Annotated in this window: 26 protein-coding genes and 1 pseudogene; 14 read left to right on the plus strand and 13 right to left on the minus strand. The window is 73.9% G+C overall.

Annotated features, from left to right (window positions below; all coding sequences use genetic code 11):
* The coding region (locus tag ACFYT9_RS15820; protein ID WP_389164626.1) for an SAM hydroxide adenosyltransferase at positions 1–135 on the plus strand (135 nt) is incomplete at its 5' end.
* Between the two features lie 25 nt (positions 136–160).
* Here ACFYT9_RS15820 and ACFYT9_RS15825 read toward each other — a convergent pair.
* Together ACFYT9_RS15825 and ACFYT9_RS15830 are read right to left on the minus strand one after the other, a co-directional pair.
* Positions 161–559: a VOC family protein gene (locus ACFYT9_RS15825; protein ID WP_387272917.1), complete on the minus strand. Its 399-nt coding sequence runs from the start codon at positions 557–559 to the stop codon at positions 161–163.
* Positions 556–1,065 carry a cupin domain-containing protein gene (locus tag ACFYT9_RS15830; RefSeq protein WP_389163888.1) on the minus strand — a complete coding sequence of 170 codons (510 nt, stop codon included), beginning with the start codon at positions 1,063–1,065 and terminating at the stop codon, positions 556–558. The genes ACFYT9_RS15825 and ACFYT9_RS15830 overlap by 4 nt, the downstream gene beginning before the upstream one ends.
* 148 nt (positions 1,066–1,213) lie before the next feature.
* On the opposite strand from ACFYT9_RS15830, the pseudogene ACFYT9_RS15835 reads away from it, so the two are divergent.
* A pseudogene (locus ACFYT9_RS15835) lies at positions 1,214–1,703 on the plus strand (hypothetical protein).
* A gap of 112 nt (positions 1,704–1,815) precedes the next feature.
* Positions 1,816–2,604 (plus strand): SDR family oxidoreductase, encoded by a 789-nt coding sequence (locus ACFYT9_RS15840; RefSeq protein ID WP_389163891.1) that lies wholly within the window; start codon positions 1,816–1,818, stop codon positions 2,602–2,604.
* Between the two features lie 10 nt (positions 2,605–2,614).
* Here the strand turns inward: ACFYT9_RS15840 and ACFYT9_RS15845 are convergent, their stop codons facing one another.
* From ACFYT9_RS15845 to ACFYT9_RS15855, 3 genes are all read right to left on the minus strand, one after another.
* Positions 2,615–3,277, minus strand: a complete 663-nt coding sequence (locus tag ACFYT9_RS15845; protein WP_389163894.1) for a class I SAM-dependent methyltransferase — start codon at positions 3,275–3,277, stop codon at positions 2,615–2,617.
* A gap of 112 nt (positions 3,278–3,389) precedes the next feature.
* Positions 3,390–3,683 carry a hypothetical protein gene (locus tag ACFYT9_RS15850; RefSeq protein WP_376595382.1) on the minus strand — a complete coding sequence of 98 codons (294 nt, stop codon included), beginning with the start codon at positions 3,681–3,683 and terminating at the stop codon, positions 3,390–3,392.
* A 208-nt stretch (positions 3,684–3,891) separates the two neighbouring features.
* Positions 3,892–4,326 (minus strand): DUF3052 family protein, encoded by a 435-nt coding sequence (locus ACFYT9_RS15855; protein ID WP_389163897.1) that lies wholly within the window; start codon positions 4,324–4,326, stop codon positions 3,892–3,894.
* Positions 4,327–4,562: 236 nt separating this feature from the next.
* Between ACFYT9_RS15855 and ACFYT9_RS15860 the strand changes: the two genes are divergently transcribed.
* Entirely contained in the window at positions 4,563–4,964 is a 402-nt protein-coding gene (locus ACFYT9_RS15860; protein WP_389163900.1) for a hypothetical protein, read from the plus strand.
* A gap of 179 nt (positions 4,965–5,143) precedes the next feature.
* Here the strand turns inward: ACFYT9_RS15860 and ACFYT9_RS15865 are convergent, their stop codons facing one another.
* Positions 5,144–6,346 carry an alpha/beta hydrolase family protein gene (locus ACFYT9_RS15865; RefSeq protein ID WP_389163903.1) on the minus strand — a complete coding sequence of 401 codons (1,203 nt, stop codon included), beginning with the start codon at positions 6,344–6,346 and terminating at the stop codon, positions 5,144–5,146.
* A gap of 285 nt (positions 6,347–6,631) precedes the next feature.
* Here ACFYT9_RS15865 and ACFYT9_RS15870 point away from each other — a divergent pair, with 285 nt between their 5' ends.
* The 3 genes from ACFYT9_RS15870 (at position 6,632) to ACFYT9_RS15880 (ending at position 8,380) form a co-directional block, all read left to right on the plus strand.
* Positions 6,632–7,030, plus strand: coding sequence for an ASCH domain-containing protein (locus ACFYT9_RS15870; protein ID WP_389163906.1), 399 nt, complete (start codon positions 6,632–6,634; stop codon positions 7,028–7,030).
* A 121-nt stretch (positions 7,031–7,151) separates the two neighbouring features.
* The gene (locus ACFYT9_RS15875) at positions 7,152–7,850 is read left to right on the plus strand and encodes a helix-turn-helix transcriptional regulator (RefSeq protein WP_389163909.1); all 699 of its coding nucleotides are present in this window, start codon (positions 7,152–7,154) and stop codon (positions 7,848–7,850) included.
* Positions 7,851–7,882: 32 nt separating this feature from the next.
* A complete protein-coding gene (locus tag ACFYT9_RS15880) occupies positions 7,883–8,380 on the plus strand; it encodes a DUF3291 domain-containing protein (RefSeq protein ID WP_389163912.1) in 498 nt (165 codons plus the stop codon).
* 75 nt (positions 8,381–8,455) lie between these two features.
* Here ACFYT9_RS15880 and ACFYT9_RS15885 read toward each other — a convergent pair whose 3' ends face one another.
* Positions 8,456–8,818, minus strand: a complete 363-nt coding sequence (locus ACFYT9_RS15885; RefSeq protein ID WP_389163915.1) for a hypothetical protein — start codon at positions 8,816–8,818, stop codon at positions 8,456–8,458.
* Between the two features lie 143 nt (positions 8,819–8,961).
* Between ACFYT9_RS15885 and ACFYT9_RS15890 the strand changes: the two genes are divergently transcribed.
* A complete protein-coding gene (locus tag ACFYT9_RS15890; protein WP_389163918.1) occupies positions 8,962–9,393 on the plus strand; it encodes a hypothetical protein in 432 nt (143 codons plus the stop codon).
* A gap of 89 nt (positions 9,394–9,482) precedes the next feature.
* On the opposite strand, the gene ACFYT9_RS15895 is transcribed toward ACFYT9_RS15890, so the two are convergent.
* The gene (locus ACFYT9_RS15895; RefSeq protein WP_389163920.1) at positions 9,483–10,121 is read right to left on the minus strand and encodes a PadR family transcriptional regulator; all 639 of its coding nucleotides are present in this window, start codon (positions 10,119–10,121) and stop codon (positions 9,483–9,485) included.
* A 176-nt stretch (positions 10,122–10,297) separates the two neighbouring features.
* On the opposite strand from ACFYT9_RS15895, the gene ACFYT9_RS15900 reads away from it, so the two are divergent.
* Positions 10,298–11,236, plus strand: coding sequence for an ATP-binding cassette domain-containing protein (locus tag ACFYT9_RS15900; protein WP_389163923.1), 939 nt, complete (start codon positions 10,298–10,300; stop codon positions 11,234–11,236).
* Positions 11,233–12,060, plus strand: a complete 828-nt coding sequence (locus tag ACFYT9_RS15905) for an ABC transporter permease (protein WP_387272893.1) — start codon at positions 11,233–11,235, stop codon at positions 12,058–12,060. The genes ACFYT9_RS15900 and ACFYT9_RS15905 overlap by 4 nt, the downstream gene beginning before the upstream one ends.
* A 72-nt stretch (positions 12,061–12,132) precedes the next feature.
* On the opposite strand, the gene ACFYT9_RS15910 is transcribed toward ACFYT9_RS15905, so the two are convergent.
* Complete coding sequence (locus ACFYT9_RS15910; RefSeq protein WP_389163926.1) at positions 12,133–13,392, minus strand: hypothetical protein; 1,260 nt, start codon at positions 13,390–13,392, stop codon at positions 12,133–12,135.
* A gap of 270 nt (positions 13,393–13,662) precedes the next feature.
* Between ACFYT9_RS15910 and ACFYT9_RS15915 the strand changes: the two genes are divergently transcribed.
* Entirely contained in the window at positions 13,663–14,895 is a 1,233-nt protein-coding gene (locus ACFYT9_RS15915) for an NAD(P)/FAD-dependent oxidoreductase (protein ID WP_389163929.1), read from the plus strand.
* Positions 14,896–14,911: 16 nt separating this feature from the next.
* Positions 14,912–15,907 carry a sigma-70 family RNA polymerase sigma factor gene (locus tag ACFYT9_RS15920; protein WP_389163932.1) on the plus strand — a complete coding sequence of 332 codons (996 nt, stop codon included), beginning with the start codon at positions 14,912–14,914 and terminating at the stop codon, positions 15,905–15,907.
* Between the two features lie 68 nt (positions 15,908–15,975).
* Here the strand turns inward: ACFYT9_RS15920 and ACFYT9_RS15925 are convergent, their stop codons facing one another.
* A complete protein-coding gene (locus ACFYT9_RS15925) occupies positions 15,976–16,335 on the minus strand; it encodes a GNAT family N-acetyltransferase (RefSeq protein ID WP_389163935.1) in 360 nt (119 codons plus the stop codon).
* Between the two features lie 357 nt (positions 16,336–16,692).
* On the opposite strand from ACFYT9_RS15925, the gene ACFYT9_RS15930 reads away from it, so the two are divergent.
* Positions 16,693–16,875, plus strand: coding sequence for a hypothetical protein (locus tag ACFYT9_RS15930; RefSeq protein WP_387272883.1), 183 nt, complete (start codon positions 16,693–16,695; stop codon positions 16,873–16,875).
* Positions 16,876–16,950: 75 nt separating this feature from the next.
* A complete protein-coding gene (locus tag ACFYT9_RS15935) occupies positions 16,951–18,069 on the plus strand; it encodes a glutamate--cysteine ligase (RefSeq protein WP_389163938.1) in 1,119 nt (372 codons plus the stop codon).
* Positions 18,070–18,102: 33 nt separating this feature from the next.
* Here the strand turns inward: ACFYT9_RS15935 and ACFYT9_RS15940 are convergent, their stop codons facing one another.
* The 3 genes from ACFYT9_RS15940 to ACFYT9_RS15950 form a co-directional block, all read right to left on the minus strand.
* A complete protein-coding gene (locus tag ACFYT9_RS15940; RefSeq protein WP_376595399.1) occupies positions 18,103–18,645 on the minus strand; it encodes a DapH/DapD/GlmU-related protein in 543 nt (180 codons plus the stop codon).
* A 37-nt stretch (positions 18,646–18,682) separates the two neighbouring features.
* Positions 18,683–19,420, minus strand: coding sequence for a VOC family protein (locus ACFYT9_RS15945; protein WP_389163941.1), 738 nt, complete (start codon positions 19,418–19,420; stop codon positions 18,683–18,685).
* A gap of 127 nt (positions 19,421–19,547) precedes the next feature.
* Complete coding sequence (locus ACFYT9_RS15950) at positions 19,548–19,799, minus strand: hypothetical protein (protein WP_389163944.1); 252 nt, start codon at positions 19,797–19,799, stop codon at positions 19,548–19,550.
* Between the last annotated feature and the right edge of the window lie 99 nt (positions 19,800–19,898).

Below are 19,898 nucleotides of genomic sequence, written 5' to 3' on the forward strand. Positions count from 1 at the left end.
GTCCCGCTCGGCCAACCCGGAATCACCGTCGGCAGCTCCGGCACCGGCTTCGCCGAACTCGTCGTCCGCGGCGGATCGGCGGCGGAGCTTTTCGGTCTCCGCCAGGGCGACCGGGTGTTCGGGCTCGCCGGCTGACGCCGTGGGGCATGGGGCCGTCCGCTCAGCCCCAGGTACGGGAGCAGAGCACCAGCCGGTAGCCGTCCGGGTCCTCGACCGTCACGCCGTACTCGTCCCAGTACGGGTTGTGCGACGCGACCCGGGTACCGCCGGCCTCGACCAGGCGCTCGACGAGCGCTTCGTCGGGCGGCTCGCCCAGGTAGACCACGAAGAGGTCGTCGACCGTGGGCGTGGGGTCGAGCGGGGCCGCGGGGTCACGGGTGAGCTCGAAGTGCCAGCCGCCGTCCCGGGGCCCGACCATCAGCAGGTCGTGCTTGCCGGGCTCGCTCGCGGTGGAGCGCCAGAGGACCGCGAGGCCCAGGCCGCCGACGTAGAAGCGCTCGGCGGCGGCGAGGTCGCGCGAGGGCCGCGCGACCCGGACGTGGGTGGCGGGCGTGATCACGCGGACTCCTCGAGGGCGGCGCGCCAGACGGGGCTGTCGACGTAGTGGTTGTCGTACTTCTCCGCCGAGTCCGCGATCTCCTGGACGTCCGCCTCGCCGCGCATCACCCGGCCGAGCAGCCGCAGGTAGTCGAAGCGGCCCATGCCGGGCGTGAACACGAACAGCACGTCCGCCGTGCATCCGGGCGCGGCGGCGAAGGCGTGCGGGGTGTGCGGCGGCACCGCGAGGAAATCGCCCGCCTGGAGCACGGTGACCTCCTCGCCGACGAGAACCCGGAGGGAGCCGCTGATCACGAAGAACAGCTCGGTCGCCTTGGTGTGGAAGTGGGCGGGTGCTCCCACGGCCCCCTCGGCGAACGTGGAGCGGTAGCTGGTGAAGCCGTCGGCCGTACGGTCCGAGTCGGCGAGGAGCGTCATCACGCTGCTCGGGTCGGCACAGGTCTCGGCCTCTTCGTGCCGGGTCAGCAGGGGCGGGAACGGCGCGGTGGCCGGAGACTTCTCGATCATGATCCGACCCTACGATCCCGGGCGCCGCGTCGGCCATGCCTCCGCGCGCCGGCTTCCCGGGACCGCGGCTCCCGTCGCCGCGTACCGGCGGGCGCGCGAGCGGGGAACGCGGGTGCGCCGGGACGAAGGGGCGACCCGTACTCGCCGCATGGCCGCACACCCCGCTCGCTTCCGGGACCCACGCAGCACCGCGTACGACTTCCTCGGCTCGGTCGTGGTGCGCTGCCCGCGCTGCGCGCAGGCCGCTCGGATCGTGCCCACGCCGGGGGCGGACTCCGGGCCCGGCGGCCGGAGGACCATCGGCCGCCGACTGGATCTGCCGCGGCTGTGGCCTCGCACGGGAGCGGAGCGGCCACCCGGTCATGCTCGCCGGCGGCGGCGCCGGACCGGCGACGGACCCCTGGTTCGGTGTGCCGCTCCGGTTCCGGGCCGAGACGCGGCACGGCTGGTTGTGGGCGTACGACCGGGCCCCTCTCGACCTGATCCGCCGATACGTCGCCGCGCCGCTGCGCGAGCGGGCACCCTGGTACGACACCGGGCGGAAGATGACGCTGGTGGCCCGCCTGCCGGCCTGGATCAAGCACGCGAAGAACCGGGACGAGGTACCGCGTGCGATCCGCCGGGCCGCCTCGGCCTAACCGTCCGGCGCAGACGCCGTCGGACTCCGGAGCTTCGGGCGGTCGGCTTCTCCATGCCCGGCCCCGCGGAAATCCGCTTGCGCGGACGGCGTCCCGATCCCACGATGTCGCCGTGACGCATTCGGCCGAGCAGACCGTGCCATCAGCCCTCCGACCGGTCGCGCTGGTGACCGGCGTCGGCCGCTCCGTCGGCATCGGTGCGGGGATCGCCGCCCAACTGGCCCAGTCGGGCTGGGACATCGCCTTCACGTACTGGACGCCCTACGACGCCCGCATGCCCTGGGGCGCGCAGGCCGGCGCGGCGGAGGCCACGGCACGGGCCCTGGCCGAGCGGGGCGCGGAGTCGGCGGCGGTGGAGGCGGACCTCGCCGACCCGAGCGCGCCCGAGCGCGTCTTCGACGAGGTCGAGAAGCGTCTCGGCGGGGTGACCGCCCTGGTGATGTGCCACTGCGAGTCGGTCGACTCCGGTCTCCTCGACACGACGCTCGAAAGCTTCGACCGCCACTTCGCCGTGAACGCCCGCGCCCCCTGGCTGCTGATCCGCGAGTACGGCCGCCGGTTCCGCGGGGCCCCGGGCACGGGGCGCGTCATCAGCCTCACCAGCGACCACACCGTCGGCAACCTCCCGTACGGGGCCAGCAAGGGCGCCCTGGACCGCATCACCCTGGCGGCGGCCCACGAACTCGCCCACCTCGGGATCACGGCCAACGTCATCAACCCCGGGCCCGTGGACACCGGTTGGATGGACGACACGGTCCGGGAGCACGTGCTGCGCCTGACCCCGCTCGACCGGATGGGCACCCCTCAGGACACCGCGCACCTGGTGGACTTCCTCTGCTCGCCCCAGGGCCAGTGGGTCAACGGCCAGCTGCTCAAGAGCAACGGCGGCCTCGCCTCCTGACACGGTCGGCTCACCCGTCGTCGGGGCGCCGCCACACCAGGGTGTAGCGCCAGAACAACCGCCGCCGCAGCCGGGCGCCGGGCAGTGCCACGCGGGCTTCCCGGGCGATCTCGGAGAAGGCCGTCTCCGCGGGCCGGGTCCGGGCCGTCATGGCGTCCGGACGGGCAGCCCTGCGGCCCCCGTTCTTCAGCCATCCCATGGCGGCGTTCAGCGGGACGGCGACGGCACCGAGGAGATGGTCCCCGGCGGACTGCGCGCGGGACAGCCCGACGACGATCAGGGTCCCCCCAGGTGCGAGGTGCCGGCGGAAGACGACCAGGGCGTCGGCCAAGGGGAGATGATGGAGCGTGGCGACACAGGTGATGACGTCGTAGCGGCCGGCCGGAATCCCGTTCAGTCCGTCCGCGACCGTGAACGTCACCGGGCTCGCGGCCGGCGTCAGCTCCCTCGCCCGCGCGGTGATCACCGGATCGGAGTCGATCCCCCGGACCGCACCGCGCGTGGCCAGCAGCCGGGCGAGCTCGCCGCTGCCGGACCCGACGTCCAGCGCGAGGCCGTAGCGCCGGGGCAACTGCCGCATGATCCAACGGTGGTAGTGGGCGTTGTGGTCCCAGGGGTGAGCCGAGTTGAACCGTTCGAGCGCCCCGAGGAACCGCCGCGGCAGTGAGGTCATGCCGCCAGTTCACCAGAACGGTCCTGGACGGCGGTGCCGCCCCGGCCCCCTGGAGGGCCCGGACGAGGGTGCCGCCCCGGCCCCTGGAGGGCCCGGACGACGGTGAACCCTCCTACCGCACGACGACGTTGTGCGCCGGGAAGATCGTGGGCCGCACGTCGGCGTGACCGAGGTCCTCGAGGATCGGGCCGAAGGTCCGCGCGTGGTGCTCCAGCGCCTCCTCGCTCTCCCAGACCTCGGTCACCCGGAACCCGCCGTCCACCGGCCCCGCCGCGTGCGAGAGGAGACCGGTGTTCGGCAGATCGGCGAAGTGCGTGAAGCCCCGCCCGTCGGTCACCCGCTCGATGACGGTGTCGTAGAGCTCCTGCCCGGCGCCGGGAAAGTCGAAGCTGACGATGATGGCCATGAAGTGCCCCTGTCTCGTGACCGCCGCGGGGTTGCGACAAGGGGCCCGATCCTAGCCACGGGTGATCGCGCCACCGCACGGAGTGACGATCGATCAGGTGCCTGTCGACCGGAGGGACCCCGCGCCCTCGGCGCCGACGCGCCCCCGGTCCGCTTTCTGTTCGACGGCGACCGCCGAGGCCGCCGCGGCCACCGTTCCTTCCGGCGTCCTACGCCTCGGCGGCCCGACGCCCGATCAGGTGCCCGTCCCAGGCGCCGAGGTCGGCACCGGCCATGCGGTACCGGCCGGCGTCGTCGGCGGCCTCGGCGATCTCCTCGGCGGACGTGTGCCCAGGACGTCCGGCCCCCGGGGTGAGCACCCAGACGGCGCCGTCGCCGGTCAGCGGCCCGACACCGTGCACCAGCTGGCTCGCGAGGTCACCGTCCCCCAGCCGCCACCAATACAGCACGACATCCACGCTCACCTCGACGTCCTCGTCCAGCAGCTCGGTACCGGTGGCTCGCCGGACGTCGTCCCGGATCGCCGGATCGGTGTCGTCGTCCCACCCCACCTCCCGCACCGACTGCCCCGCCCGAAGGCCCATCCGCTCCGCGTGATCCGGCACTGCCGACTCCGCCTCTCCGCCCGCGAGTTCCACGGACACGACGACAGCCTCCCTCCTCGCGGCCCTCGGCGGAAGGGGCCCCGCGCACCGCACCACGGACGGCCGGTCACCCCGGACGCGCCTCGAAGCGGCCGCGGGCGCGTGACGCCGACCGGAGCGGGCCGCGAGCGCGGGCGCCGACCGAAGCAGCCGCCCGCTCTCCAGGACCGGGCCGCCCCTCCGCAGCGCGGGTACCGGACATGACAACAGCTCGCGTCTCCGCCTACTCTGCCGACATGAAGATGCTGGTGGGGGGCCTGACGGCAGGGCTCGGGTTCGGGGTGGTCGCGGGACTGGTGGCCGTGGGTTCGGCGCGGCAGGCGGTGCCGGACACGCCGGTCGCGGTGTTCCTCTGGACGGCGTTCGGAGAGATCCCGGCCCTGGCGATGTCCACGGGGTGGGCCTTCGCGGGGCTCGTCGTCTGCCTGGCCTGGCTGAGCGCCTCCCCGGTCGAGGGCGCGGTGACCGGAGCCCTCGTCCTTCCGGCCGCCCACGCGGCCTTCTCCCTGACGGCGACCGCCGCGGGCGGCGAAGGCGGACTCGGGGCGGAGTGGCTGCTCGTGGCCTGGCTGGTCGGCGGGCTGCTGGGCGCGGCGACGGGATGGGTCAGGCGGGTCGTGGTGCCGGCGACCGGATGACGGGCGCCGGGCACCCAGACCGAGGCCCGGCCTGCGGGTCCGCCGCACGGTCGTGCCGCCGGGGGGCGTGGCCGTCCCGGGCCTTCTCGGCGCGGGCAGCCGCCATGGGTCCGGGCCCCGGACCGGCCGCGCGCCGCGGGGCAGGTGCGGCGCCCGGACCGGCCAGGGTCGGCTTCGGCTCAGGGGCGGTGGAAGCGGACCTCGGGGTGGGACGAGTCCGGCCCGTCGAGGAGAGGCTGCTCCTCGCCCCGCAGGTGCTCGTCGAAGAAGGCGGCGATGTACGCCCGGGTGACGGAGACCGCGCGCTCGGCCGGGAGGTCACCGTGCGGGAGGCCGAAGTGGCCGAGGAGCACGGGCGCGTCGGAGAAGCCGAGGTGGTCGGCGCCGGCGACGGTCAGCCAGTACTTCGAACCGCTCAGGCCCGCCCACGTCCTGTCCCACGAGGTGTCCTCGCTTCCCGGCCCGTGGGACTCGGTGCCCAGGAACAGGAAGGGGCGTCCGCCGAGCCCGTCGGCGGGCGGTTCGTCCCAGAACGAGCCGTCCATGTTCAGTCCGGCGTCGATCCGGCGGTCCGAGGCCATGGCGGTGGCCGCGCTCGCCCCGCCGATCGAGTGGCCGGCCATGCCGATCCGCGTGCGGTCGATGGAGGACGCGTACTTCCAGGCGGGCCGGGCGCCGGTCAGCCGGTCCAGCACGAAGCGGGTGTCGGCCGCGCGGGTACCCGTCACCAGCGCGCCCTTGCTCCAGCCGCTCTCGTCCATCACGGTGCACGCCAGGCAGGTCAGGGTGCGCCCGCCCGGCACCGACGTACCGGACGACTCGTAGGCGTGGTCGATCGAGGCGACGACGTAGCCGCGCGAGGCGAGGTCCACGGCGAGGCTGGTGAGGGTGTACCGCGCCATGCCGAAGCCGGGCGAGAGCACCACCAGGGGGCGCCGGCCCGGGGCGGGGCGCACGTCCGTCCTGCTGTGCGTACGGGCCTTCGCCACCTGCCGGATCAGCGCCGGGTCGTCGACCGACACGGCCTCCAGCAGCCGCCGGGCCTCCTCCTGGGTGGCGTAGGCGGCGGGACGGCCGGCCGCCCGCCTGTCGGCCGCCGGGTAGTGCACGGTGACCATGAGTTCGCGCCCGTCGGCCTCGGGCACCCACGGGTCGGTGCGGGACCGGTCCACCAGGTGCAGGACGGAACTCCCCACCCCGTACGGCCCGGTGGGCGCCGGAAGCCGCACGACGCCGGCCGGCCGGTCGGCGAGGCTCGGCGCGCCGCTCTGCACGACGGGGGCCGGAGCGGGGGCGGTGGTGGCGGAGGCGGTGGCGGCGGCGGGTAACGCGACCGCGCAGGCGAGCAGGGCGGCGGCAGCCGCTCGGATCATCGTCTTCATGCCGAGGACGCTACGGCCCCGGCGCCGGCGCCCGCGTCCCCCCACGGTCTCGACCCGAGGCCCGGAGTCGTACGACCCGGGTCTGACGCCGGTCATCCTCCCGGCCTCCGAATCCCCTTTGCGCGCCCGGCAGTCGGTGGCCTAGGTTCGCGATCATGCTGCCACCAGTGGAAACGGACCCGTCGTGGCCGGCGGAGGCGTGGTCCGGCACGGAGTGACCGATCCGCCCCCGTCCGGGGCGGGATCACGAACGAGCGGGCGAAGGCCCGGAAGGACGGTAGGACCATGTGGCCGAGGGTCGACGGCATGAGGGCGCTGGAGCTGGGCACGCCCGGCGAGATGAGGGAGTGGCTGACCGGGCTGGTGCTGGACGGGCGGAAGACCGCCACCACCGGCCTGCTGGACGAGTACGTGGAGGAGACCGAGGGCCTCGAGTTCGCGGGGGAGCGGCTGGCACTCGTCGGAGACGACGGGGAGCATGTCGCCACGATCGAGATCACCGCCGTCGAGGTCGTCCCCTACCGCGACGTCACCTGGGAACACGCCGCCGCCGAGGGCGAGGGCGACTCCTCCCTGGAGGACTGGCGAGCCGGCCACTCCCGTTTCTGGGCCGGCATCGGCACGCCGGTGGAGGAGGACACGCCCGTGGTCTGCATGCGCTTCAAGGTCGTCGCCCGGACCTGAGCCCCACGGACGGACCGTGACCCCCGCGGACGGCCCCCCCCGGGGACGGACCTCGGTCCCCCGTGACCGCCCCGGGCGGCGGCCTTCTAAGTCCGACGTGGATGGTCAATAGAATGTCCGGATGAAGGACATCGATGCGATCGCGTTGTTGCAGGACCCGGTGCGCCGCCGTCTCTACGGGTACGTGGTGGCGCAGGGGCGCGAGGTCGGGCGCAACGAGGCCGCCGAGGGCGCGGGGGTGACGCGGACGCTGGCCGCGCACCATCTGGACAAGCTCGCCGAGGCCGGACTGCTGGCGAGCGGCAGCCGGCGCCTCACGGGGCGCACCGGGCCCGGGGCGGGCCGTCCCGCCAAGGTGTACACGCGCGCGGAGGGCGAGCGGTCGGTGTCACTGCCCGGCCGTGACTACCGCACGGCCGCCGAACTGCTCGCCGAGGCGGCGGAGGAGGCCGGCCTGGACGCCGTGCTCGACGCGGCCGCGCGCCGCCGGGGCGAGGCCCTGCGCGGCTCGGCGGAGCCGTGCGGTGGCCTGGAGGAGGCCATGGCGATCCTCGCCGCCCGTGGCTACGAACCCTTTCTCGAAGCGGCCGGTGGTGACGCCGAAGCTCCCGCGGACGCGACCGTGACCGCCACCGTCGTCCGGATGCGCAACTGTCCCTTCCACGCCGTGGCCGAAGCCTTCCCTCCGCTCGTCTGCGGCATGAACCTCGCGCTGCTGGAAGGGCTGTTCGGCGTCGGCGGTCCCGTCCGGGCGCGGATGGACGCCCGGCCGGGGGAGTGCTGTGTCGTGGTCGAACCTTCTAAAAGTAATGAGCATTGACATAGAAATGAAGGCCGTGCTGGTATGAGGCCATGACCACGCCATCCACGCCGTCCACGCATCCCGCAGCCCACCTCGCCCAGCTCAACGTGGCCACCCTCCGCCATCCCCTCGACGACCCGCGCATCGCGCCGTTCGTCGAGATGCTCGACCCGGTCAACACGGCTGCCGACGGGGCGCCCGGATTCGTGTGGAGGCTCGCGGAGGAGGGGACGGGCGACGCCACCGGGCTGCGGCCGGCGGGTGAGGACGTCATCGTCAACCTCACCGTGTGGGAGAGCCGGGAGGCCCTGTGGGACTTCACCTATCGCAGCGGGCACCTGGAGGTCATGCGGCGGCGCCGTGACTGGTTCCACCGGCACGTCGAGGCGCACCTGGTGCTCTGGTGGGTCCCCGTCGGGCACGTCCCGACCGTCGCCGAGGCCCTGGAGCGGCTGGCGGAGCTGCGCGAGAACGGGCCGTCCCCGCGCGCCTTCACCTTCGCGTCGTCCTACACCGCCGCCGAGGCCGCCGCTCCGCACGCGCGGTAGGACGGCCGGGTCGGCGGCTCCCGCCGTGCGGCGCTGCCGGGTCGGCGGCTCCAGCCGTGTGGCGCACGCGCCGGGTCAGCGGCTCCCGCCGCGCAGTGCACGCGCCAGGCGCACGACTCCGTACACCAGCAGCGCGTTCACGGCCGCGCCGGCGGTGACGAGCGCCGCGGAGGCGAACGGGTTGCCGGTGGCGTCCGGGTCCGGGTCGGTCTCCGGGCCGAGGGGGGCGAGGGGGTAGAGCGCTCCGACGCTCACCAGCACCGATCCCGGGAAGGTCGACAGGTGCAGGAGGCCGAGGAAGCCGTCGGGCCGCGCGCCCGTGAAGGCGCGCGCCAGTCCGGCCGCCGCGACGACGCCGACGTAGCCGAACGCGAGGAGGCGGCCGACGCGGACCTTGCGACGGGTCTCGGACGGGCCGTCGGCGCGGGGAGGGTTCATGGGTTCGCTTCCTGGTCGCGATCGGGTGCGCGAGGGTCCCGGGCCCTGCGGACAACCGAGGCGCGGGCCCGCCGACCTCATTATTGAACACGTTCAAGAGCCGTGTCGACCCAGGGTCTCGATCGCGAACGAGGAGGGCTGATGTGAGGAGCATCGTGGATCTGTGGGAGTCGGGCGAGGTGCCGGACCGCGATGCCCTCTACCGGGCGGACGGCGTGGTGCGCGAGGTCCATGTCGACTCGGCCGCGCTGTCGGGGTTCGGCCTGGGCGCCCCGCTGGACCTGGACGAGCTGCTGCGCGACGACCCCGACGGCCTCGCCGCGTACGACATCCACCGGGGTTGCTGGGCTGAACTGCCCGACGGCTCGGGCTTCGTGTGCGGGGGCGGCGGCGCGCACGGCTCGGAGGGCTTCGTCGCGCGCCTGGACGCCGACCGGAGGCTCGTGTGGGTGGTGCGGATGGGTGACTCCAACCCCTTCGAGAGGGTGGAGCTCGACGGCATGACCGCCCGCTTCCTCAACAACCTCGGCAACGCGATCGAGATCGACCTGACGGCCCCCGACTTCCGGCCCTGACGGAGCCGTACGCGTGCGGGAGGCGTGGCGCGCCACCCGCGAGGCCGCGGGGGTGACGGGTCCCGCCGCCGTCTCCCGGGAGGGGTGCCTCAGCGGTCGTCCTCGGGGTGCGGGCCCGTCGCGTACGGGTTCGGCTCGTCCTCCGCGAGGACGCCGACGAAGGGATCGCCCTCTCCCGCGAACGTGTACGCGCCGCCCTCGATCCGTTCGATCAGGCCGCGCGTCCACTGCGCGCCCGCGTCGGCCGAGTGCACCCACATGTTCATGATCTCGCCGATGTGCCCGAGCTGGCCGGGTCCGTCCTCCGGCGTGTAGTACTCGGTGACCGAGGCCCGCCACTCCTCAAGCCCCGCGATCCGCCGCCGGAGCAGCGCGACGGCCTCGTCCCGGGGAAGGTCCACCATGAAGCCGATGCCGGCCGAGAGCACGTCGGCCTTCTGCTCGTGGGAGGTCAGGGCCTCGCGCAGCAGCGCGAAGTACTCCTCCGTGCCCTTGTCGTTGATCTCGTACTCGACCCGGGGCGGGCCGCCGGCGGTGCTCGGCGCGACCTCGTGCGCGATCAGGAGCCCCTGCTTCGCCATCTGCTTGAGCGCGTGGTAGATCGACCCGGGCTTGGCGCTGGACCACTCGTGGGCCCCCCAGAACTCCAGGTCGTTGCGTACCTGGTACCCGTGGGCCCGCCCGTGCTGGCGGACGGCGCCGAGGATCAGCAGCCGGATCGCTGACATGCGCGTCTCCTTCCTGTCCCTTCGTGAGGGCTCTCACCAGGCCCACTGTACAAGTTTGACTACCAGACGTGACGGGGGATCGTCACGCATCCAGTAATCAAGCTTGACTAGTCGGCGGACGGTGCCGTACGGTCGTGCTCTAGTCAAGTTTGATCAGTGACTTCTTGGAGGGTGTGTTGTCTGACCACGATCCGGCGATCGTCGTCGAGGGTCTGCGGAAGGGGTACGCCGGCAAACAGGCCCTCGACGGCCTCGACCTCACGGTCCGCGCGGGGACCGTACAGGGGATCCTCGGCCCGAACGGCGCCGGAAAGACCACGGCCGTACGCATCATGTCCACGCTGCTCCGCCCCGACGAGGGGCGCGTCGAGGTGGCCGGCACCGACGTGCGGACCCGGCCCGACGAGGTGCGCGCGCGGATCGGGCTGCTCGGCCAGCACGCCGCCGTCGACGAGGAGCTCGGCGGCCGGCAGAACCTGGAGATGTTCGGCCGCCTCCACCACCTCGGCGCCCGCCGGGCCGGAGCGCGGGCCGACGAACTCCTGGAGCGGTTCGGACTCGCGGACACCGGCCACAAGGCCGTCAAGCAGTACAGCGGCGGCATGCGGCGGCGGCTCGACCTCGCCGCGTCGCTCATCTCCCGGCCGGAGGTGCTCTTCCTCGACGAGCCCACGACCGGGCTCGACCCGCGCGGCCGCACCGAGGTGTGGAACGCGGTGCGCTCGCTGGTCGGCGGCGGCACGACCGTCCTGCTGACCACGCAGTACCTGGAGGAGGCGGACCAGCTCGCCGACCGGATCGCCGTGATCGACCACGGCAGGGTCATCGCGGAGGGCACGGCCGACGACCTGAAGTCGCGGACCGGCGGCGACCGCATCGACGTCGTCGTCCGCGACGCGTCCCAGCTGGCGCGTGCCGCCGCCCTCCTCCCCGGGCAGGCCACCGTCGACGAGGACCGCCGGCTGATCAGCGCCCCTGTCGCCGACCGCATGGCGGCGCTGACCGGGACCGTGCGCGCGCTGGAGGACGCCGGGATCGAGGCGGAGGACATCGCGGTACGCCGGCCCACGCTCGACGAGGTCTTCATGCACCTGACGAAGGAGGACGCCGTATGAGCACCCTGACGCACGGCGCGGTCACCACGCGGCCCACCCGGTCGAAGGCGGCCTGGGCGGTCGCCGACTCCTGGACGATGACCCGGCGCGAACTCGCCCACTGGGCGCGCCAACCCGTGCAGGTGGTCGTCGGCCTGGTCTTCCCCGTGATGATGATGCTGATGTTCGGCTACCTCATCGGCGGCGGACGGGGCATCGAGGGCGACTTCACGTCCTACCTGGTCCCCGGCATGCTCACCATGACCATGGCCTTCGGCCTGGAGGCGACGATGACGTCGGTCACCCAGGACCTCGGCAAGGGCGTCATCGACCGCTTCCGCTCCATGCCCATGAACTCGGGCGCGGTCCTCGTCGGCCGTAGCGTCGCCGACATGCTCCAGTCGGTCGTCGGCCTGGCCGTGATGATCGCGGTCGGCTACGCGATCGGCTGGCGCTGGGACGGGGGCTTCGCCGCCTTCACGGGCGCGGTCGGGCTGCTCCTGCTGCTGCGCTTCGCGATGCTGTGGATCGGCATCCACCTGGCGATGGTCGCGGGCAGGCCCGAACTCGTCCAGACCGTGCAGATCCTCGTCTGGCCGGTCACCTTCCTCTCCAACGCCCTCGCCTCCCCGGCGTCGATGCCGGCGTGGCTGGGCGCGGCCGTGGAGTGGAACCCGATGTCGGCCACGGCCACCGCCGTACGCGGCCTGTTCGGCAACCCGGGCGCGGACGGCGACTCCTGGGCCGCCACCCACGCGGAACTCCTCGCGGTGGCCTGGCCGCTGGTCCTCGTCGCGGTCTTCTTCCCCCTGGCGGTGAGGCGTTTCCGTGACCTGAGCCGCTGACGCGGGCGGCCCCGGAGGCGGCGGTGGGCCCGGCCCACCGCCGCCCCTGCTCGGGCGAGGGGTCGCGGGCGGCTACGCCACGTGCTCGGAGAGCTCGGTGAGCGCCTTCACCCAGAGGGCGGGCAGGTCGGTGGCGGCCGTGTGGGACCGGTCGTGGACGACCGCGAGACGGGCGGTGGTCGCCGTGCGGGTGAGGGAGAAGTAGCCCAGCATGCCGGGGCTGTTCAGGCCGAAGACGCTCGTGGCGATCGGGGAGGCGCCCAGGACGCGGTAGTCGCCGTGGATCCCGATGTGGCTGGCGGCCAGCCGGAAGCGGGCGCGTTCCGTCGACCGGTGGAGGAAGCGGGGCGGCATGCGCAGGAGGGTCCTCCAGCCGCCCTCCCGCAGACCGGACGCCTTGTGCGCGCGGGTCTGCGCGACCACGGCCTCCAGCCGTTCCCGCGGACCGGCCGCGGTGCACGGCAACCGCAGCATCGCCGGCAGCGCCGCGTTCCCCGGTGCGAGCCGCGCCTCCCGGGTGCGTACCGACATCGGCATCACCACCCGCAGGTCGTGCACCTGCCCGGTCTGCCGCCGCTGGAAGGCCGCGAGCGCGCCGGCCACGGCGGTGAGGTACACGTCGTTGACGCCCGCGTCCCACCGCGACGCCACCGCCCGCAACTCCCCGTCAGTGACGTCCGCGTACGCCAGCGCCGCCGCCCCGCTCGGAACCGCCCCGCACCCGGGGGGCACCGTCTCGTGCTCCGGGAACCTCTCGAAGGGCGACGCCCGCAGCCACGCCCGTGAGGCCCGTCCCGACCCCGGCGGGACGTAGGGGTACGGCCCGGCGACCGGCTCGTCCGCCAGGAGCGCGGCCACCAGATGGGCCGTTCCGACCCCGTCCGCCACGGCGTGGTCGATACGGAAGCACAGCCGCCGCACCTGCTCCGTCCGGCACGTCAGCATCAGCAGGTCCCAGCCGGGCGCCGGACGGGCGGGCAGCGGCGCCCCCAGAAACGCGTCGGTCGCCTCGGCGAGCCGCCCGTCCACCCGCTCCTCACGCACGTGCGCCCCCGCCTCCGGCGGCGCGACGCGGGTCCAGGAGCGCGCCCCCGCGTCCGCCACGACACCCAACGCGTCCAGACCCGGCGCCCGCTCCGCCACCCGCCCGCGCACCTCGTCGAGGGTGAACGCCCCGGCGGGGAAGTCCAGGACGTGGCCCACCAGCATCGGCGTGCCGCCCCGCGCGGACAGCAGCGCCAGGGCACGGTCGAGCGCGTTCATCCTCCCCGGCCCGTCCACCGTCCCCGTACCGGACCCGCTCGCCTTCTCCGCCACCCGTCGGACCCGCATGACCCACCTCGTCCTCACTCGATCGAAAGCCGCATACACGAACGAGGCGGGCGACCGGAGGGACACGGAAGGTGGGGGAGGCGCTCGGGCGGTCTGCCGGGGTTGCAGCCCGGAGAGCCGTGGAAGTGAGCCGCCGCACCCTCGCGGCCCGGATCATCACCCTTCCCCTTGATGTGTGACCCAGGTCACCCTCTCCTCCTGTCAGGAACCGGCGCGCTGTCCCGTTCAAGTCGCCGAGAGCGCACACCACAGAACAGACGGGAGCACGCCATGAAGCACCGCATCGTCGTCCTCGGCGCCGGCTACGGCGGGGTCCACGCGGCCGGAACGCTGGGGCGCCGGTTGTCCCCGGCGGAGGCCGAGATCACCGTGGTCAACGCCGATCCGGACTTCGTCCAGCGACTGCGGCTGCACCAGGTCGCGGCCGGGCAGGACGTCGCCGCGCCGCGGCTCGCGGACGTCCTCGCGGGCACGCCGGCCCGGCTGCGCGTCGCCCGGGTCACCGCCGTCGACCCCGAGCGCCGGGTCGTCACCGTGGCCGACGCCGAGGGCGGCGGCGAACTCCGCTACGACACCCTGGTCTACGCGCTGGGCAGCCACGTCGCCGACCGCGGCGTCCCCGGCGTCGCCGAGCACGCCTTCGACGTCGCGACCCGTCCGGCAGCGCTGCGTCTGCGCGCGCACCTCGACCGCCTGGGCCGGCATCCCGGCGGCGGCAGGGTCCTGGTCGTCGGCGACGGCCTGACCGGCATCGAGGCCGCCACCGAGATCGCCGAGTCCCGGCCAGGACTGGCGGTGACCCTCCTCGCCCACGGCGAGCTGGGGTCCTCGCTCTCCGCCGGGGCCCGCCGCCACCTCCGCGCGGCCTGCGACCGGCTGGGCGTCGCCGTCGTGGAGCACGCCACCGTCGAGGCCGTCGAGGCGAGGCGCGTGCTCTGCGCGGACGGCACGGTCCTGGAGTCCGACGCGACGGTGTGGGCGGCCGGCTTCGCGGTCCAGCCGATCGCCGCCGCGTCGGGCCTGGAGGTCACCGAGGCCGGCCGGATCGTCGTCGACCGCACCATGCGGTCCGTCTCCCACCCCGACGTGTACGCCGTCGGCGACAGTGCGCACGCCATCGGGGACAACGGCCGCCCGCTGCCGATGTCCTGCGCCTCCGCCGGATTCACCGCGCAGCAGGCCGTCGCCGCGATCCTGGGCCGCCTCACCGGCGGGAGGATCGCGCGGGTGAAACTGGTCTACGTGGGCAACCACGTCAGCCTCGGCCGCCGGGACGCCCTCATGCAGCTGGTCGACGGCGAGGCGCGGCCGAAGCCGAAGCACCTGGGCGGAGCGAACGCGGCGCGGATCAAGGCGGCCATCCTCGGGACGGCGCTGTGGGCCGGCTCGCACCCCACCTTCGGCCTGCCCGTGCGCAAGCGCCGACTCGTCGCCGTACCGCAGGCGGAGGCGGAGGCGCCGGCGCGCGGGCCGCGGACGCCCGCCGGCAAGGCGGCCGTGTGACCACCCCGAGGCGATCATGACGAACACGGCGACCACCGACCGCTTCGACACGAGCCGGTTCGAGTCCGACCGGAACCGGCTGGCCTCGCTGGCCTACCGCATGCTGGGCTCCGCGTCCGACGCCGAGGACGCCGTCCAGGACGCGTTCCTCCAGTGGCAGGCCGCCGACCGGCAGCGCATCCGGGTGCCGGAGGCGTGGCTGACCAAGGTCGTGACCAACCTGTGCCTCGACCGGCTCCGCTCGGCCCACGCCCGCAGGGAACGCGCCGTCGGCACCTGGGTGCCCGAACCCCTCCTCGACGGCGACCCCATGCTCGGCCCCGCCGACACCTTCGAACAGCGCGAATCCGTCTCCCTGGCCGTCCTGACGCTCATGGAGCGCCTCTCTCCCGTCGAACGGGCCGTCTACGTCCTGCGGGAGGCGTTCTCGTACGGCCACGCCGAGATCGCCGAACTCCTGGACATCGCCGAGTCCGCCAGCCAGCAGCACCTCCACCGGGCCCGCCGCCGCGTCACCACCGCGCGGCGCGGCGGCGAGGCCGACCCGGCCGCCGCCCGCAGGGTCGTCGAGGAGTTCCTGGCCGCCGCGGCCTCGGGCCGTACCGAACGGCTGGTGGAACTCCTCACCGACGACGTGACCGCGGTCTCCGACGGCGCGGGTCTGGCCAAGAGGCTGCTGCACTTCACCACCCCGCGGAAGGTGGCCGCCGTCGTACGGGCCGGCTTCAAGCCCACCCCCGCGAAGCGCCGCCTCGTCGGCGGCGTCCCCACCGTCCACTACGCGCTCGCCAACCGGGCCCCCGCCCTCGTCTTCGTCATCGGTGACCGGGTCCTCGGCGTCGCCACGTTCGACCTCGCGGGAGGAAGGATCGCCACCGTGCGCGGCATCGCCGCCCCCCACCGCATCGCCCGCCTCGCCGAGGCCTGGCCCCACCGAGACCCCGACACCCCCCTCACCGTCCGATGGCCGCCCTCCACTCCCGCCGAGAGACCACCGGCGCCCCCTTCCTGACCAGGGCGCCTCCGCGACCGGAGGTCGGTGGGACCCGGCTGGGGACAGGGTGCGGACCCTGTCGGTCCTCAGCCCTCCGTGCGGCTCCTGGTGTACTCCACCCGGTCCGGCCCCTCGCCCTCCAGCGGCTCCCCGCGGTGCCAGCCGCACGCCTCGTAGAAGGCCACGGCCGTCGTGTTGGCGGTGAAGGTCTCCAGGCGGACGGTCGCGTACCGGGCGAGGAGGGTCTCCTCCGCGTGGCGGAGCAGGAAGCGGCCCAGTCCGCTGCCGTGGTGCTCCGGGTCGACCATCATGAGGTCGACCGTGGGCCCGTCGAGAATGGAGAGGCCGACGATCCGGTCGCCCCGGCGGAGGCAGTGCACGCCACCGCGCTCCAGGTGGTTCCTCACATGGGCGTCCGAGGCGCCGCTGCCGACGAACCAGTCCACCGCCTCGTCACCGAGGAAGGCGCGGTAGCGGGCGTCGATCGTGCGCCGCGCCAGTGCCTGGAGGGCGTCGAGGTCCTCCGGGCCCGCTGGACGGACGGTGAGGGGGGGGCGGGACGGTCCTGTCCGGCGGTCATGACGGTTCCGGGTTCTGTGCGGGGGGTGAGGGCTCCCGACTCTAGCCGTGGGCGGCGCGCCGGGTACCGCCCCCGCCCCCGGCCACCCCGTGACCGCCCCTCCCGCTCTCGCCGGGCCCGACCACCTCTAGCGAAAGGGGGCAAGTGGGACGTTTTGTGCGAAAGGGGTACGGGCACGGGAACCACAGACAGGGAATGACCCGACGGCGGAGGACGAGGCGACATGACCAAGGTGAGCACCCTGTTCAAGCGGTTCCGAGGCGCGATGCGGGAGTCCGACGGCAAGGCCCTCCAGGATCCCGTACGCCGGGCGGAGGGCCGCCGCCTCCAGGAGGAGGCCCGCGTGGAGGCCGCACGACGCCGGGCGCACGGGGGAGGGGAGAGGGGCCCGCGGAGCGGGGCCTGACGCGGCCGATCCGGGGTAGACGCCCGGGAGCGGCATCGCGAAGACCGGCACAGCCCCACCGGAAGGAACACCAGCGTGGCCCAGCCCCGTCACAGGACCCGCACGGTAGGCGTGGAGGAGGAGCTGCTCCTCGTCAGTTCCCGGACCGGAGAACCGCTCGCCCTCTCCTCCGCCGTCCTGGCCTCGGCCGCCGGCGAGGAGGCGGGGGACGTCTTCGAGAAGGAGCTCCACCAGGAGCAGCTGGAGTTCGCCACCCGCCCCGTCGCCGACCTCGGCGCCCTCCGCGACGAGATCGTCCGGTGGCGCGGCGAGGCCGGCCGTCATGCGGAAGGAGTCGGTGGCCAGGTCGCCGCGCTGGCGACCTCGCCGCTCCCCGTACGCCCCTCCCGGAACCTCGGCCGCCGCTACCGCTGGCTGGCCGAACGGTTCGCCCTGACGGCGGACGAGCAGCTCACCGGCGGATGCCATGTCCACGTCTCGGTCGAGTCGGACGACGAAGGCGTCGCGGTCCTCGACCGCATCCGCACGTGGCTCCCGCTCCTGACCGCGATCAGCGCCAACTCTCCGTACTGGCAGGGCGAGGACACCGGATACGCGAGCTACCGCAGCCGCGTCTGGTACCGCCTCCCCTCGGCGGGCCCGTACGAGCCGTTCGGCGACGCCGCCGGTTACCACGCGCGCGTGCGCGACATGCTGGACACCGGAGTCCTGCGCGACCAGGGCATGATCTACTTCGACGCCCGTCTCTCCCACAACTTCCCCACCGTCGAGGTCCGCGTCGCCGACGTCTGTCTCGAACCCGACACCACGGTGCTGGTCGCCGCCCTCATCCGTGGCCTGGTGGAGACCGAGGCACGGGCCTGGCGCGCGGGGGTGGTCGTCCCCCGGGTCCCGCTCGACCTCCTCAGGCTCGCCGCCTGGCAGGCCGCGCGCTCCGGCACCGAGGGCCCCCTCCTCGACCCCCGGACCCTGCGCCCCGTCCCGCCGGCCGCCGCCCTGGACGCGCTCCTCGCCCACACCGAGGCCGCCCTGCGTGACACCGGCGACCTGGACAGGGCCCGCGCCACCCTCAAGGACCTCCTCACCCGAGGCGGCGGCGCCCGCCGCCAGCGCGCCCTTCGTGAGGAAGGCATGGAACTCGGCGAGGTGGTCCGCGCCTGCGCCCGCATCACCACGGACGCCGGTCGTTCCTGACGGAGTCCGGAGTGGTTCGGCGGACGCCCGTCCTCACCACGTCCTGCGTACGGTCGCCTTGCCGCCGGTCACGAGGCTCGCCGCCGGCACGTCGTCGGCCACCACCGCGCCGGCGGCGATCACGGCGTCACGGCCGATACTGACGCCCGGCAGGATCGTGGCACCGGCACCGATCCACACGTTCTCCGCCACGTCGATGGGCGCGCCGGTGAGGTACAGCCGCCGCTCCTCGGGATCGACCGGGTGCCCGCTGGTGATGAACGTGACCTTCGGCCCGATCATCACCCGCTCGCCGAGCCGGATGCCGGCGTAGTCCAGGAACGTGCAGTTCTGGTTGATGAAGACGCGCTCGGCGATGTCGAGGTTCAGGCCGTGGTCGGTGAAGAACGGCGGGTAGATCGTGACCCGCGGCGGCAGCGGCCTGCCGAGGATCCGCTCGAACAGCTCCGCCTTCCCCCTTTCGTCCTCGAAAGGCAGCACGTTCAGGCGGGAGGTGAGCTCGGTGACCCGCAGGACCCGCTCGGCCATGGCCTGGAACTCGTCGCTGTGGATGCGGATGAGACGTTCGCTGGACATGCCGCGATCCTCTCGCGCGACGGCGGCCGGACGAGCGTCAGCCCGGGCTGAGGAGGCAGAACTCGTTGCCCTCCGGGTCGGCCAGGATCGTCCAGGAGATCGCGGACCGGTCGAAGTCGGGGACGGTGGCGCCCAGGGCGACCAGGCGGGCCTCCTCCGTCGCCCGGTCGTCCTCGGGGTAGGGGCGGACATCGAGGTGGACGCGGTTCCAGACCGTCTTGGGGTCGGGGTTGCGGACGAACTCCAGGTAGGGGCCGACGCCTTGGGCGGAGCGCAGGGTCGCCTGGCCGTCGGTGACCTCGTGCGTCTTCCAGTCCGTCGCCCGGCCCCAGAACCGGGCCATCTCGTGCGGGTCGGCGCAGTCGACCACCACCGCGGCGACCGGCCCGGTGTCCCCGTAGACCGGGCGGGGCTCCAGCACGCAGAACTCGTTGCCCTCCGGGTCGGCCATGACCGTCCAGGGGACGTCACCCTGACCGATGTCGGCACGCGTGGCCCCGAGCTCCTCCAGTCGCGCGACCAGCTCCGCCTGGTGGGCGGCCGAGGTGGTGGCCAGATCGAGATGCACCCGGTTCTTCACGGTCTTCGGTTCCGGGCGGGCGATGATGTCGACGCAGACGGCCACCGGGTCCGGGTAGGAGAAGCCCACGGGTTCGAGGTTGGTGACACCGGGTCCCTCGCTGTCCATGCCCCAGCCGAGCGCCGCCGCCCAGAACCGTCCGAGAGCGGCGTCGTCCTGGGCCTTCATGTTGATCTGCACGAGTCGCGTTGCCATGCCGTGGATCTTAGGCTCCGCCTCCGGACCGGCCGCGAAGGGTCCCGGAGGACCCCCGGGGCGACCGTACGACGGCGTGGTCGCGGTGCCGCCACCGGCGAGCTCGGGCGGTGGGGCGGGGCTTCGACTACGTCCGGTCGCCGTCCCCGGTGTCGCCCCGCCGCCCGAACGGCCGGCGTTGCTCCTCACGGCCCGGTCCGGGGGACTGGCGCTTCGCGCCCATGCCGTGTTCCTCGCCGGAGTCGCCACGGCGGCTCCGTTCCGCCTCCTCGGCCTCCCGGCGCGCCTCCTCGTCGCCGCTCTCGCCGACGGCTTCGGAGGGGGTGGTCCGGGGCGGCCGGTCCGCGGACCGGGTGTGGCGGCGTTCGTGGTGGCCCATCGTCTCCTCCTGGGTCGCGGGATTCAGGAGGGCGGCTCCGTACCGTCCGGCCGTGCCGCCCCGGGGGGCGGCTGCCCCCCGGGGAATCCGTCAAACACC

The sequence above is a fragment of the Streptomyces sp. NPDC004435 genome, from assembly GCF_042873895.1.
Lineage (GTDB): Bacteria > Actinomycetota > Actinomycetes > Streptomycetales > Streptomycetaceae > Streptomyces.

What these genes read in the sequence shown, in the direction of transcription:
- ACFYT9_RS15830 (WP_389163888.1), bottom strand. Translation starts at nt 1,065, where the DNA reads ATGATCGAGAAGTCTCCGGCCACCGCGCCGTTCCCGCCCCTGCTGACC.
- ACFYT9_RS15845 (WP_389163894.1), bottom strand. Translation starts at nt 3,277, where the DNA reads ATGACCTCACTGCCGCGGCGGTTCCTCGGGGCGCTCGAACGGTTCAAC.
- ACFYT9_RS15850 (WP_376595382.1), bottom strand. Translation starts at nt 3,683, where the DNA reads ATGGCCATCATCGTCAGCTTCGACTTTCCCGGCGCCGGGCAGGAGCTC.
- ACFYT9_RS15860 (WP_389163900.1), top strand. Translation starts at nt 4,563, where the DNA reads ATGAAGATGCTGGTGGGGGGCCTGACGGCAGGGCTCGGGTTCGGGGTG.
- ACFYT9_RS15865 (WP_389163903.1), bottom strand. Translation starts at nt 6,346, where the DNA reads ATGAAGACGATGATCCGAGCGGCTGCCGCCGCCCTGCTCGCCTGCGCG.
- ACFYT9_RS15870 (WP_389163906.1), top strand. Translation starts at nt 6,632, where the DNA reads ATGTGGCCGAGGGTCGACGGCATGAGGGCGCTGGAGCTGGGCACGCCC.
- ACFYT9_RS15875 (WP_389163909.1), top strand. Translation starts at nt 7,152, where the DNA reads ATGAAGGACATCGATGCGATCGCGTTGTTGCAGGACCCGGTGCGCCGC.
- ACFYT9_RS15880 (WP_389163912.1), top strand. Translation starts at nt 7,883, where the DNA reads ATGACCACGCCATCCACGCCGTCCACGCATCCCGCAGCCCACCTCGCC.
- ACFYT9_RS15885 (WP_389163915.1), bottom strand. Translation starts at nt 8,818, where the DNA reads ATGAACCCTCCCCGCGCCGACGGCCCGTCCGAGACCCGTCGCAAGGTC.
- ACFYT9_RS15895 (WP_389163920.1), bottom strand. Translation starts at nt 10,121, where the DNA reads ATGTCAGCGATCCGGCTGCTGATCCTCGGCGCCGTCCGCCAGCACGGG.
- ACFYT9_RS15905 (WP_387272893.1), top strand. Translation starts at nt 11,233, where the DNA reads ATGAGCACCCTGACGCACGGCGCGGTCACCACGCGGCCCACCCGGTCG.
- ACFYT9_RS15910 (WP_389163926.1), bottom strand. Translation starts at nt 13,392, where the DNA reads ATGCGGGTCCGACGGGTGGCGGAGAAGGCGAGCGGGTCCGGTACGGGG.
- ACFYT9_RS15915 (WP_389163929.1), top strand. Translation starts at nt 13,663, where the DNA reads ATGAAGCACCGCATCGTCGTCCTCGGCGCCGGCTACGGCGGGGTCCAC.
- ACFYT9_RS15920 (WP_389163932.1), top strand. Translation starts at nt 14,912, where the DNA reads ATGACGAACACGGCGACCACCGACCGCTTCGACACGAGCCGGTTCGAG.
- ACFYT9_RS15930 (WP_387272883.1), top strand. Translation starts at nt 16,693, where the DNA reads ATGACCAAGGTGAGCACCCTGTTCAAGCGGTTCCGAGGCGCGATGCGG.
- ACFYT9_RS15940 (WP_376595399.1), bottom strand. Translation starts at nt 18,645, where the DNA reads ATGTCCAGCGAACGTCTCATCCGCATCCACAGCGACGAGTTCCAGGCC.
- ACFYT9_RS15945 (WP_389163941.1), bottom strand. Translation starts at nt 19,420, where the DNA reads ATGGCAACGCGACTCGTGCAGATCAACATGAAGGCCCAGGACGACGCC.
- ACFYT9_RS15950 (WP_389163944.1), bottom strand. Translation starts at nt 19,799, where the DNA reads ATGGGCCACCACGAACGCCGCCACACCCGGTCCGCGGACCGGCCGCCC.